The organism is Pseudomonas syringae (assembly GCF_021606685.1).
GTDB lineage: Bacteria > Pseudomonadota > Gammaproteobacteria > Pseudomonadales > Pseudomonadaceae > Aquipseudomonas > Aquipseudomonas syringae_R.
Genome location: NZ_WKCB01000047.1, coordinates 32,594 through 45,431, shown reverse-complemented (window position 1 = coordinate 45,431; position 12,838 = coordinate 32,594). Strand labels below are relative to the sequence as shown.

The 12,838-nt window shown below is 59.9% G+C and carries 14 protein-coding genes; 9 read left to right on the top strand and 5 right to left on the bottom strand.

From position 1 onward, the window contains the following. Positions 1-161: 161 nt before the first annotated feature. Positions 162-1,361, bottom strand: a complete 1,200-nt coding sequence (gene tyrS, locus GIW02_RS18010; RefSeq protein ID WP_236410657.1) for a tyrosine--tRNA ligase — start codon at positions 1,359-1,361, stop codon at positions 162-164. Positions 1,362-1,570: 209 nt separating this feature from the next. On the opposite strand from tyrS, the gene GIW02_RS18005 reads away from it, so the two are divergent. Further along, positions 1,571-2,989, top strand: a complete 1,419-nt coding sequence (locus GIW02_RS18005) for a peptidoglycan DD-metalloendopeptidase family protein (protein ID WP_236410658.1) — start codon at positions 1,571-1,573, stop codon at positions 2,987-2,989. A 3-nt stretch (positions 2,990-2,992) separates the two neighbouring features. Next, entirely contained in the window at positions 2,993-4,084 is a 1,092-nt protein-coding gene (locus GIW02_RS18000) for an anhydro-N-acetylmuramic acid kinase (protein WP_236410659.1), read from the top strand. A gap of 74 nt (positions 4,085-4,158) precedes the next feature. Here the strand turns inward: GIW02_RS18000 and erpA are convergent, their stop codons facing one another. Together erpA and argC are read right to left on the bottom strand one after the other, a co-directional pair. Next, entirely contained in the window at positions 4,159-4,509 is a 351-nt protein-coding gene (gene erpA, locus GIW02_RS17995; protein ID WP_003176443.1) for an iron-sulfur cluster insertion protein ErpA, read from the bottom strand. A gap of 165 nt (positions 4,510-4,674) precedes the next feature. After that, entirely contained in the window at positions 4,675-5,709 is a 1,035-nt protein-coding gene (gene argC, locus GIW02_RS17990) for an N-acetyl-gamma-glutamyl-phosphate reductase (RefSeq protein WP_003210935.1), read from the bottom strand. Between the two features lie 135 nt (positions 5,710-5,844). On the opposite strand from argC, the gene hemJ reads away from it, so the two are divergent. The 6 genes from hemJ (at position 5,845) to coq7 (ending at position 10,293) form a co-directional block, all read left to right on the top strand. Further along, positions 5,845-6,273: a protoporphyrinogen oxidase HemJ gene (gene hemJ, locus GIW02_RS17985; RefSeq protein ID WP_236410660.1), complete on the top strand. Its 429-nt coding sequence runs from the start codon at positions 5,845-5,847 to the stop codon at positions 6,271-6,273. 24 nt (positions 6,274-6,297) lie between these two features. After that, positions 6,298-7,260 (top strand): NAD(P)H-dependent flavin oxidoreductase, encoded by a 963-nt coding sequence (locus tag GIW02_RS17980; protein WP_236410661.1) that lies wholly within the window; start codon positions 6,298-6,300, stop codon positions 7,258-7,260. Positions 7,261-7,329: 69 nt separating this feature from the next. Further along, on the top strand, positions 7,330-8,292 hold the full coding sequence (locus tag GIW02_RS17975; protein WP_236410662.1) for a DUF805 domain-containing protein: 963 nt from the start codon (positions 7,330-7,332) through the stop codon (positions 8,290-8,292). Positions 8,293-8,353: 61 nt separating this feature from the next. After that, positions 8,354-9,142, top strand: coding sequence for an SDR family NAD(P)-dependent oxidoreductase (locus GIW02_RS17970; RefSeq protein WP_236410663.1), 789 nt, complete (start codon positions 8,354-8,356; stop codon positions 9,140-9,142). Between the two features lie 46 nt (positions 9,143-9,188). Further along, a complete protein-coding gene (locus GIW02_RS17965) occupies positions 9,189-9,527 on the top strand; it encodes a histidine triad nucleotide-binding protein (protein ID WP_116626665.1) in 339 nt (112 codons plus the stop codon). Positions 9,528-9,645: 118 nt separating this feature from the next. Beyond that, positions 9,646-10,293 (top strand): 2-polyprenyl-3-methyl-6-methoxy-1,4-benzoquinone monooxygenase, encoded by a 648-nt coding sequence (coq7, locus tag GIW02_RS17960; protein ID WP_017739622.1) that lies wholly within the window; start codon positions 9,646-9,648, stop codon positions 10,291-10,293. A gap of 56 nt (positions 10,294-10,349) precedes the next feature. Here coq7 and GIW02_RS17955 read toward each other — a convergent pair whose 3' ends face one another. Further along, the gene (locus GIW02_RS17955; RefSeq protein ID WP_005792019.1) at positions 10,350-10,772 is read right to left on the bottom strand and encodes an OsmC family protein; all 423 of its coding nucleotides are present in this window, start codon (positions 10,770-10,772) and stop codon (positions 10,350-10,352) included. 246 nt (positions 10,773-11,018) lie between these two features. On the opposite strand from GIW02_RS17955, the gene crp reads away from it, so the two are divergent. Beyond that, positions 11,019-11,663 carry a cAMP-activated global transcriptional regulator CRP gene (crp, locus tag GIW02_RS17950; RefSeq protein ID WP_099585649.1) on the top strand — a complete coding sequence of 215 codons (645 nt, stop codon included), beginning with the start codon at positions 11,019-11,021 and terminating at the stop codon, positions 11,661-11,663. Here crp and GIW02_RS17945 read toward each other — a convergent pair. Further along, positions 11,660-12,355, bottom strand: a complete 696-nt coding sequence (locus tag GIW02_RS17945) for a lipoyl protein ligase domain-containing protein (RefSeq protein WP_236410664.1) — start codon at positions 12,353-12,355, stop codon at positions 11,660-11,662. The two genes, crp and GIW02_RS17945, sit on opposite strands and share 4 nt — an antisense overlap. Positions 12,356-12,838: the final 483 nt, after the last annotated feature.

Here is a 12,838-nt window from a genome sequence, read left to right as displayed (position 1 = left end):
CACCGCTCTACCAACTCCTTCTGGGCTTGAATGAACTCAAGCAACTCGCTGTCGAATCTCGCATAACTCTTTGTTTACCAAGGAGTTTTCCGTTTCGACTGCGCCGGAAGTGGGGCGAATTATAGACAGATATAAATCGCCGTCAACAGTTAATTTCAGGTTTATTCGGATTTGAGCGTAATACGCGCAAATGCCTTCTTGCCTGCCTGGCAAACGTGGGTAGCGCCCAGCTGGTATATAAAGGTGCGATCAACAACCTCACCATCTATACGCACACCGCCAGAACCCAGAAGGTCACGGGCAACTGCCGAGTTCTTCACCAGGCCCGCCTTATTAAGGACAGCAGCAATCGGCATTGCCTCAGCCGCTGTCAGCTCGATCTCCGGCAGGTCATCCGGCAACTCGCCATCCTTCATACGATTACCCGCTGCACGGTGAGCATTGGCTGCTGCCTCTTCACCATGGAAGCGCGCAACGATCTCTTCCGCCAGCTTGATCTTCACATCACGCGGGTTCGCACCCGCCTCGACGTCAGCCCGCAGTGCATTGATCTCATCCATCGAACGGAAGCTGAGCAGTTCAAAGTAGCGCCACATCAATGCATCTGGAATCGAAACCAGCTTGCCGTACATCACGCCCGGCGCTTCCTGGATACCGACATAGTTACCCAGGGACTTGGACATTTTCTTGACGCCATCCAACCCTTCCAGCAACGGCATGGTCAGGATGCACTGCGCTTCCTGCCCATAGGCACGCTGCAGTTCACGCCCCATCAGGAGGTTGAACTTCTGGTCAGTGCCGCCCAACTCGACGTCAGCACGCAACGCAACGGAGTCATACCCTTGAACCAGCGGGTACAGGAACTCATGAATTGCGATCGGCTGGTTGGTCGAATAGCGCTTGTCGAAGTCATCACGCTCAAGCATGCGTGCCACGGTGTACTGGGAAGTCAGGCGAATAAAGTCCGCAGGCCCCATCTGGTCCATCCAGGTGGAGTTGAAGGCCACCTCGGTTTTAGCCGGGTCGAGAATCTTGAACACCTGAGTCTTGTAGGTCTCGGCATTATCGAGGACTTGCTCACGAGTGAGCGGCGGGCGCGTTGCGCTCTTGCCGCTCGGATCCCCGATCATCCCCGTGAAGTCACCTATAAGGAAGATGACCTGATGCCCCAGCTCCTGGAACTGGCGCAGCTTATTAATAAGCACGGTATGACCCAGGTGCAGATCCGGCGCCGTCGGATCAAAGCCGGCCTTGATACGCAGGGGCTGGCCACGCTTGAGCTTTTCGATCAGCTCCGCCTCGACCAACAGTTCTTCCGCACCACGTTTTATCAGCGCTAGCTGCTCTTCAACCGACTTCATAACAGACCCGCAAGGCTCAGATTCAAAAGGGAACCAACCATACAAGATCAGGGACTAATTACAAGTTTTGCCCTGCGCACGGACACCGTTCAGCAAGCCCGGCATTCGCGAGCTTGCGCCACAGATGATTTGGTTATATTTTATACAGTTATTTCATCTTCATCATGTCATTCATCTTTTCCATTTCATCTTCAAAGTCAAAATTACTTATGACCACAGAACCGTCTAAAGCGCCGCCGCTTTACCCTAAGACCCACTTGCTTGCCGCAAGTGGTATCGCAGCCCTTCTCAGCCTGGCGCTCCTGGTATTCCCTTCCAGTGACGTAGAAGCCAAACGAACATCCCTGAGCCTTGACTTGGAAAGTCCGGTTGAACAACTGACACAAGATCAAGACGCTTCCGACGCTCAACAAGCCACAAATGCAACCGGCGAATCGCCGTTCGCTCAGATCGACAACAGCCCGGAAAACTCGCAGCAAGCCACTCAAACTCCACCAGCGCCTACTGTCGACGCGGCCAAGAACCCTCAGCACCGCGAAGTAATCGTGGCCAGAGGCGACACCCTGTCGACCCTGTTCGAGAAGGTCGGTCTCCCCGCCTCTACCGTTAACGACGTGCTGGCCAGCGACAAGCAAGCCAAGCAATTCACCCAGCTCAAACACGGCCAGAAGCTTGAATTCGAGTTCAGCCCCGACGGCCAGTTGAACAACCTGCACAGCAACCTCAACGACCTCGAAAGCATCACCCTGACCAAAGGCGCCAAAGGCTTTGCGTTCAACCGCATAACCACCAAGCCTGTGACGCGCTCCGCCTACGTGCATGGCGTGATCAACAGCTCGCTGTCGCAGTCCGCGGCTCGCGCTGGCCTGTCCCACAGCATGACCATGGACATGGCCAGCGTGTTTGGCTACGACATCGACTTCGCCCAGGACATCCGCCAGGGTGACGAATTCGACGTGATTTACGAACAGAAAATGGCCAACGGCAAGGTGGTCGGCACCGGCAATATTCTTTCCGCGCGTTTCACCAACCGCGGCAAGACCTACACCGCCGTGCGCTACACCAACAAGCAGGGCAACAGCAGCTACTACACGGCTGATGGCAATAGCATGCGCAAGGCGTTCATCCGTACCCCGGTTGACTTCGCTCGTATCAGCTCGCGCTTCTCCATGGGCCGCAAGCATCCCATCCTGAACAAGATTCGCGCCCACAAAGGCGTCGATTATGCCGCCCCGCGCGGTACGCCAATCAAGGCGGCCGGTGACGGCAAGGTACTGTTGGCCGGGCGTCGCGGCGGTTACGGCAACACCGTGATCATCCAGCATGGCAACACCTACCGTACGCTGTATGGCCACATGCAAGGCTTTGCCAAAGGCGTGCAGACTGGCGGCACTGTGAAGCAAGGCCAGGTGATCGGTTATATCGGCACAACAGGCCTGTCCACCGGGCCGCACTTGCACTACGAGTTCCAGGTCAACGGCGTACACGTTGATCCGCTGGGCCAGAAGCTGCCGATGGCCGACCCGATCGCCAAGGCCGAGCGTGCGCGCTTCATGCAACAGAGCCAGCCGCTCATGGCGCGTATGGATCAGGAGCGCTCCACCCTGCTCGCCTCGGCGAAGCGTTAAGGTATGCCGCTCTATATCGGTGTGATGTCCGGGACCAGCCTCGATGGCCTGGACATCGCCCTGATCGAGCAAGGCCCGGCGGTCAACCTGATCGCCACGCACTACATCCCCATGCCGCAAGCACTGCGCACCGAGCTGCTTGGCCTGTGCGCCAGCGGCCCGGACGAAATCGCACGCTCGGCAATTGCCCAGCAGAACTGGGTACAGCTTGCCGCACACGGCATTCACGCCTTGCTCGACCAGCAAAACCTCAAACCTCAGGACATTCGCGCGATTGGCAGCCACGGCCAGACCATCCGCCACGAACCTGCGCGCGGCTTTACCGTGCAGATCGGCAACCCGGCGCTACTTACCGAGTTGACCGGCATCACGGTGGTCAGTGATTTCCGCAGCCGCGACGTGGCTGCCGGTGGTCAAGGTGCTCCACTGGTGCCAGCGTTCCATGAAGCCTTGTTTGGTGAGCGCACCGGTAACCGCGCTGTATTGAACGTCGGAGGTTTCAGCAATCTCAGCCTGATCGAAACCGGCAAGCCTGTAGCCGGCTTCGACTGCGGGCCGGGCAATGTGTTGTTGGATGCCTGGATTCATCAACAACGCGGCGAACACTTTGACCGCGATGGCCAGTGGGCCGCCGGTGGCAAGGTAGTACCTCAGCTTCTCACCGCACTGCTGAGTGACCCGTTCTTCGTGACCCAAGGCCCGAAAAGCACCGGGCGTGAAGTGTTCAACCTGGAATGGTTGCAGCAACACCTTGGACGCTTACCCGCTTTCGAGCCCCAGGACGTACAGGCCACTTTGCTGGAACTGACCGCGCTGACCATCATCGAGTCCCTGCAAACCGCACAAGCCCACACCGAAACCCTGCTGGTGTGCGGCGGCGGCGCCCACAACGGCACACTGATGCGCCGCCTGGCCGCGCTGCTCCCTGCCACTCAGGTCAGCAGCACCGCCACTTACGGTGTGGACCCGGACTGGGTCGAGGCCATGGCCTTCGCTTGGCTGGCCCATTGCTGCCTGGAAGGCATCGCCGCCAACCGCCCGAGCGTCACCGGCGCACGCGGGCTGCGGGTACTGGGCGCAATCTACCCGGCCTGATCTGCTGAATCTGCAGACAGCAAAACGCCGCTTGGCCGATCAAAGCCAAGCGGCGTTCTTGTATCCGCTGTCGATCAGATCGAGAACGAAGACCCGCAACCACAGGTAGTCGTGGCGTTAGGGTTCTTGATCACGAAACGCGAACCCTCCAGACCTTCCTGGTAATCCACCTCGGCACCTGCCAGGTATTGGAAGCTCATCGGGTCCACGACCAGGCTTACGCCCTCGCGCTCAACGATGGTGTCATCGTCGGCCACATCTTCATCGAAGGTAAAACCGTACTGAAACCCTGAACAACCGCCGCCCGTAACGAATACGCGCAGCTTCAAGCGATCATTACCCTCTTCATCGACCAGGCTCTTCACCTTGTGCGCAGCACCGTGGGTGAATTGCAAAGCCGTGGGGGTGAAGGATTCAACGCTCATGCTGATAATCTCCCGGCGTAACGCCGCCATATGCGTAATGGGCGGCATTATCCGCTTCTCCTAGAAAAGCGGTCAACTATTGTTACGGTATATCAATCTGCACAGCCGCCATTAAAAACACAAAAGGCCCGATCAACGGGCCTTTTGCGCAACCGCCAAGCAGCGTTAAGGCAGCATGCCGGCGTGGGACAAGCCCAGCTTTTCATCCAGGCCAAACAGGATGTTCATGTTCTGTACCGCCTGGCCCGACGCGCCCTTGACCAGGTTATCGATCACCGACAGCACCACGACCAGGTCGCCATCCTGCGGACGGTGCACCGCAATGCGGCACACATTGGCGCCGCGCACGCTGCGGGTTTCCGGGTGGCTGCCGGCCGGCATTACATCGACGAACGGCTCGTTGGCATAGCGTTTTTCAAACAGCGCCTGCAGATCAACCGAACGATCCACCACGGTTGCGTACAACGTGGAGTGAATACCGCGAATCATCGGCGTCAGGTGCGGCACGAAGGTCAGGCCCACGTCCTTACCCGCTGCACGACGCAGCCCTTGGCGGATTTCCGGCAAGTGGCGATGCCCTTTTACCGCATAGGCCTTCATGCTTTCCGACGTCTCGGAATATAGCGAGCCGACCGCCGCGCCACGACCGGCGCCGCTCACACCCGACTTGCAGTCCGCGATCAGACGCGAGGCATCCGCCAGCCCGGCTTCGAGCAATGGCAGGAAACCCAGCTGCGTCGCAGTCGGATAGCAACCCGGCACGGCGATCAGGCGCGCTTGCTTGATCTGCTCACGATTGACTTCCGGCAGGCCATACACCGCCTCCTCCAGCAACTGCGGCGCACCGTGCGGCTGGCCGTACCACTTGGCCCACTCATCGGCATCCTGCAAGCGGAAGTCGGCCGAGAGGTCGATCACCTTGGTGCCGGCGGCCAGCAGCTCGCCGGCCAGCGCATGGGCCACACCGTGCGGGGTGGCAAAGAACACCACGTCACAGGCGCCCAGGGTCTTGATGTCCGGCACGCTGAACGCCAGGCCGTCGTAGTGGCCTCGCAGGTTCGGGTACATATCGGCCACGGCCAGCCCGGCCTCGGATCGAGAGGTGATGACCACCACCTCAGCTTGCGGATGCTGAGCCAACAGACGCAGCAATTCGACACCGGTGTAACCCGTGCCGCCGACGATACCGACCTTGACCATAAACCTGCCCTCAACGAACCCACTGGAAAGCCGTCGATAATAGGGGCCGTATCGTCCTGCGACAACCGTCAACGTGACGTACGGGCGCATGAGCCACTACTATCTTGGCTACCGTGAACCTGGGAATAACTAGAAATGCTCTATCTATGGATCAAAGCCTTCCACATCATCAGCATCGTCTGCTGGTTTGCCGGGCTGTTCTACCTGCCGCGCCTGTTCGTCTACCACGCCCAAAGCGAGGACACCGTCAGCAAGGAACGCTTCAGCCTCATGGAGCGCAAGTTGTACCGGGGCATCATGGGCCCGGCGATGATTGCCAGCCTGATATTCGGCGGCTGGCTGATCTACCTCAACCCCGCCATCTTCCAATCCGGCGCGTGGATCCACGCCAAGCTGACCCTGGTGGTGCTGCTGATCGGCTACCACCACATGTGCGGCGCGCAGGTAAAACGTTTCGCCCGTGGCGAAAACACCCGCAGCCATGTCTTTTATCGCTGGTTCAATGAGGTGCCCGTTCTGATATTGCTGGCTATCGTAATTTTGGTCGTGGTCAAACCGTTCTAATTTCAATTACTCGGGGTACCTCCAATGTCACTGCCCGCTTTGCTCGAACAACGTCTGCGCCTGCCCGTGGTGGCTGCGCCGATGTTTCTGATTTCCAACCCGCAACTGGTCCTGGCCTGCTGTCGCAATGGGGTGGTCGGCAGCTTCCCGGCGCTCAACCAGCGCGAGAGCAGTGGCTTCAAGGCCTGGCTGGAAGAGATCGAAGCGGGCCTGGCGCAGCTGGACAACCCCGCGCCGTATGCCGTCAACCTGATCGTGCACAACAGCAACCCGCGGCTCGAAGCCGACCTGGCGATCTGCGTCGAGCACAAAGTGCCGATCGTCATCACCAGCCTGGGCGCGGTCAAGGAACTGGTGGATGCCGTGCACAGCTATGGTGGCCTGGTGTTCCACGACGTGACCACACGGCGCCACGCCGAGAAAGCCGCTGAAGCCGGCGTGGATGGCCTGATTGCCGTGGCCGCCGGCGCAGGTGGCCATGCTGGCACCTGGAGCCCGTTTTCGCTGATCGCCGAGATTCGTCAGTTCTTCGACAAAACCCTGCTGCTGGCCGGTTGCCTCAACCATGGTCATGAGATACTCGCCGCCCAACTGCTGGGCGCCGACCTGGCCTATTTCGGCACGCGCTTTATCGGCACCACCGAAAGCCACGCCCCGGATGCCTATAAAGAGATGCTGCTCACATCGCGCGCCGCCGACATCGTGCACACTCCCGCTGTCTCCGGTGTGCCCGCAAGCTTCATGCGCCAGAGCCTGGAGAACGCCGGGTTTGACCTCGCCGCGCTGCAAGGCAAAGGCGAAGTCAACGTTGGTTCCAAGCTCAAACCGCTGAGCGACGAAGCCAAGGCTTGGAAGACCGTATGGTCGGCCGGCCAGGGCGTCGGCGAAATTGATGATTTGCCCAGCGTCGATGAACTCGTTGCGCGCCTGGATGCCGAATACCGCAAGGCGCGCGAGCAGGCGGCACAGCTGCGCTGGCCACGTTGACCCAACCGCACGGCCCGCCGTTTGAGCAGGCCTGCACAACCCTCCTGAATAAGTGACAAGGATGCCTGCATGAGCGACAACCGTTTCAAGATTGTGTTTGATGGGGCCTTGCTCCCAGGCGTCGAGAGCACCACTGCCAAACTCAATCTGGCTGAGCTGTTCAAGAGCGATGTCGAGGCCATCGAGAAGCTCTTCACCGGCCGCCCGGTCGCACTGAAACGCGACTTGTCCCGCCCCGATGCCGACACCTATCTCACTGCGCTGAAAAACGCCGGGATCGACGCACGTATCGAAGCCGAACAACCCGTGGCCTTCAGCCTTGCCGAAACCCACGAGACGGAATCCGCGGCCTCTGACTTCTCCCGCCCGGCCGCCTCACCCTATGCACCGCCGCGTGCAGCCGTGGGCGATGACCTGCCCGAGTACGCCGCCCTCAAGGTGTTCACTATTCACGGGCGCATCGGCCGCCTGCGCTACCTGGCCTGGACGCTGGTTTTGACCCTGGCCATGCTCGTTGCCGGCGGCATCATCAGTACCGTGAGCTTCGCCGTGGCAACCGCTTCCCCAACTGCAGGCACCATCCTTGGCGTGCTGCTGGGTCTGGCGCTGTTTGTGGCGCTGGTCTGGGTCAGTGTGCAAATCGGTGTGCAGCGCCTGCACGACCTGGGCTGGTCAGGCTGGCTGTACTTCCTCAACCTTGTACCGCTGGTGAACAGTGTTTTCCCGATCCTGCTGCTGGTATTGCCGGGCAATGCAGGCGCCAACCAGTACGGCGCGCCACCACCGCGCAACTCCACCGCCGTCAAAGTGCTGGCCACCCTGTGGCTGGCGTTTATTCCGGTGATGCTGGCCATCGTGGTCACGCTGGGGATGAACGGTTACCTGGACCAGCTCGAAGCCAATATGGACAGCGGCTACGAAAACAGCTCCATCACCTCCGATGAAGACTACGACCAAGGCGCCACAGTCGAGGAAGACGAAGCGCAAAGTGCTGACGAAGCGGCCGAACCTGTAGACTCTGCGCAACAGTGAGAAACGCCCGCCGCCTGTGATGCCCCATCACAGGCCCGGCGGCGTTGCGATGGAGAAAGGCATGACCCGTTACGCTCTGATCACCGGTGCCTCCAGCGGCATCGGCCTGGCCTTGGCCGAAGCACTGGCCCGGCGTGGCCGCAGCTTGATTCTGGTGGCCCGCCAGCGTGATCAGTTGGAAAACATTGCAATCGAATTGACCCAACGGTTTGGCGTCGAGGTGCTGTTTCGGGCCTGCGACTTGGGCGAACCGCTGCGCTTGTCCGGGTTCCTGCTGGAACTTGAAGAAGGCGAACGGCAGATCGACCTGCTGGTGAACTGCGCCGGCATCGGCACCAGCGGGCCCTTCCTGGCCCAGGACTGGATGACCGAGCAAGACCTGATCGAAGTCAACGTCCTGGCCCTGACTCGCATGTGTCATGCCCTCGGTAATGCCATGGCGCTGCATGGCGGTGGGCAGATCCTCAATGTGGCGTCGGTGGCGGCGTTCCAGCCCGGCCCGTGGATGAGCAGCTACTACGCCAGCAAAGCCTACGTGCTGCACTTTTCCGAAGGCCTGCGTGAAGAACTCAAGAGCTGTGGCATCAAGGTGTCGGTGCTGTGCCCCGGCCCTACGCGCACTGCATTCTTCGGCACCGCGCAGATGGACACCGCCAAGCTCGAGCGCAGTGACGCACTGATGAGCCCTGAAGAGGTGGCGCTTTACACGGTGCGCGCGCTGGAAAAAAACAAAGCCATCATCATTCCCGGTCGGCGCAATCGCTGGCTGGCCTTCAGCCCACGCCTGAGCCCACGCTGGCTGACGCGCAAGATCGCCGGGGCCATCAACAAGGCCTATTGCCCGCGCTGACCGGCTGAGTACACTGACCCTGCACTTTCATAATGGAGAAACAGCTGTGGATACTCTGTTCACCAAGATCATCAACAGAGAAATACCCGCGGATATCATCTACGAAGATGATCAAGTCCTGGCCTTCAAGGACATCGCTCCGGCGGCGCCTGTGCATTTCCTGGTCATCCCCAAGAAACACATCCGCACCCTCAATGACCTGACCGAGGAAGACAAAGCCCTGGCCGGTCATATCCTGTTCACCGCCCAGCGCCTGGCCGTGGAACAAGGCTGCGAGGAAGGCTTCCGCGTGGTGATGAACTGCAACCCCAAAGGCGGGCAGACCGTTTATCACATCCATATGCATGTGCTGGGTCAGCGCCAGATGAACTGGCCGCCGGGCTGATACCCACGTGCAGGGTCGCCGCCAAACCCGGCATGCGACCCTATGGCCTTGACTCAGCGCAAACGCTTGGCCCTCTCTTGCGGTAAACTGGCCGCCGAGATTCTTCCCGGAGGTCAGCATGACTACCCAACGTCACTACTCGCCGATTGACCGTCTGTTGCTGCAAGCCGACATGGCCATGCGCACGCTGCTGCCGTTCAGCGGCCAGCCGTATCGCCCGTCGCCCGCCATCGTGCAGCCCGACGCACAGATGAGCGAGACCGATACCCGCCACGTCGCCGGCCTGATGCGTATCAACCATACCGGCGAAGTCTGTGCCCAGGCGCTGTACCAGGGCCAGGCCCTGACCGCCAAGCTGCCGCAGGTGCGCGCGGCGATGGAGCATGCAGCCGAGGAAGAGATCGACCACCTGGCCTGGTGCGAACAACGTATCCGCCAACTCGGCAGCCACCCGAGCGTGCTGAACCCACTGTTTTATGGTTTGTCGTTTGGTATCGGTGCCGCTGCCGGCTTGATCAGCGACAAAGTCAGCCTCGGTTTTGTCGCCGCCACCGAACACCAGGTGTGCAAGCACCTGGATGAGCACCTGGAGCAACTGCCGGCCGAAGACGAAAAGTCCCGGGCGATTCTTGAGCAGATGCGCATCGACGAAGAACACCACGCGGAAAGCGCACTGGATGCCGGCGGGTTCCGCTTCCCCGCACCGGTGCGGTTTGGCATGAGCCTTTTGGCCAAGGTCATGACCAAAAGCACGTATCGAATCTGAGCCACAAAAAAGGGCGCTTTCAACGCGCCCTTTCTTTTTGCCTGCCGCCCCTGGGATCAACCCAGCTCGATGATTTCGTAATCATGGGTGATGGCCACACCGGCCGCACCCAGCATGATCGATGCCGAGCAGTACTTCTCGGCCGACAGCTCGATGGCGCGCTTTACCTGAGCTTCTTTCAGCGCCCGGCCCTTGACCACGAAATGCATGTGGATCTTGGTGAACACCTTGGGGTCTTCAGTGGCGCGCTCGGCTTCCAGGAAGGCTTCGCAGCTTTCCACGGCCTGGCGGGATTTCTTCAGGATGCTGACCACGTCGAAATTGCTGCAACCGCCTACACCAAGCAGGAGCATTTCCATCGGGCGTACGCCCAGGTTACGGCCACCGGCTTCCGGCGGGCCGTCCATGACCACAACATGGCCACTGCCCGACTCACCGAGGAACATGGCTTCGCCCGCCCATTGGATGCGTGCCTTCATCGCCCAGACTCCACTGCTAAAAAAGGGTCGCCAGCTTAGCACAGGGCCTGGCCACGGCAGCGTTTCCCATGAAAGCGACCAATAACGCCGCTCGCCCAGTAAATTGGCTAATCGAGACAGAATGTGTCTGTTAAGCTGGCGCCAAATCGATGGCGTATTGCCACCCTTTATACAACGTGTATCAATGCCGATACCGATGAATACAAAAACTCAAACCACTTCGCGCTGCCTTTTCGGGATACAACCATGGTTGCTCTTACTCCCATACCCAAGATCAAGAATCTCGACAAGCTGCTGATGCACTGCCAGCGCCGCCGCTATCCGGCCAAGCACAACATCATCTGCGCGGGCGAGCGCTCCGAAACACTGTTCTTCATTATCAAAGGCTCGGTCACCATCCTGATCGAGGACGAAGACGGCCGCGAAATGATCATCGCCTACCTCAACACCGGGGATTTCTTTGGGGAGCTGGGCCTGTTTGAACAAGCCGGCAAAGAACAGGAACGCAGCGCCTGGGTACGCGCCAAGGTCGAGTGCGAAGTGGCCGAGATCAGCTACACGAAGTTTCGCGAACTGGCCCAGCACGACCCCGACATCCTCTACGCCCTGAGCGGCCAGATCGCCCAACGCCTGCGGGACACGACGCGCAAGGTCGGCGACCTGGCGTTCTTCGACGTTACCGGTCGCGTTGCCCGCTGCCTGCTGGAGCTGTGCAAGCAGCCCGACGCCATGACCCACCCCGATGGCATGCAGATCAAAGTCACCCGCCAGGAAATCGGGCGCATCGTCGGCTGCTCACGGGAGATGGTCGGCCGCGTGCTCAAAGATCTCGAAGAGCGCAACCTGGTGCACGTCAAAGGCAAGACGATGGTGGTATTCGGCACCCGTTAAACCGGCAGGAAGCTGGCCAGCATTTGACGGTAGAGGCTGTCCAGCCTGCTGATGGCGTCTGGCGCGGGGAACGCTTCGTGCAGGGCGATATGGCTGTCGGCGCGCACCCGCTGCTCAAGACCGCAGGCTTCATTGAAGCGGTTGACCGCCGCAATCAATTCCTCACGGTCGTTTTCCAGCAACAACGCACCGTGTACCAACCCCACCGGGCGGCCACCGCTCTGCCGCCAGCGCTGAGCGGTGCCGACCATCTTGCGGCCATTGAGGTTGACGTTATAGCGACCGTCGCAGAAAGCCCCGTCGATCTCGCCGACGGAAGCATCGCCGCCCAGCTCGAGCAGAAAATCGCAGATCGGCTGGCATAGGCGCTGGTAACCGGTTTCGATACGGCCCTGATCGCCTTCACTGCGCGGGGGCGCGTAGACCAAGGCGATATTGACCGTGGCATTCGACTGCGGCACCGGTTCGCCGCCGGTTTCGCGCAGCAACACTGGCCAACCGGCGTCGGCGGAGACTTGGCTGGCAGTTTCGAACGCCGGTAGGCGGCTCAAACGACGCGGCATGACCAGGGCTTGATCGCTGGGTTGCCAGAAGAGCAGGCCGAATTCCCTCTCACCGGCGCAAACGGCGGCCAGCAGGTCTTGCTCGGCGGCAAGGCCTGCTTCGACAGTCATCAGTACCGGCTGAGTCATCTACACATACCTCTCTGGATAAACACAAAAACCAAATGTGGGAGGGGGCTTGCCCCCGATGGCAGTGTGTCAGGTTCAAATGTGTTAATTGACCCTCCGCTATCGGGGGCAAGCCCCCTCCCACATTTTGACTGCATTTCAAATGTTGACCGTGTTTCCGATCAATCGAGAGACCGGCGCGAACGGCGGCCAGCAAGTCCTGCTCGGCGGCAGCCCTGCTTCGACAGTCATCATTACCGGCTGAGTCATCTACACATACCTCTCTGGATAAACACAAAAACCAAATGTGGGAGGGGGCTTGCCCCCGATGGCAGTGTGTCAGGTTCAAATGTGTTAACTGACCCTCCGCTATCGGGGGCAAGCCCCCTCCCACATTTTGACTGCATTTCAAATGTTGACCGTGTTTCCGATCAATCGAGAGACCGGCGCAAACGGCGGCCAGCAAGTCCTGCTCGGCGGCAGCCCTGCTTCGACAGTCATCAT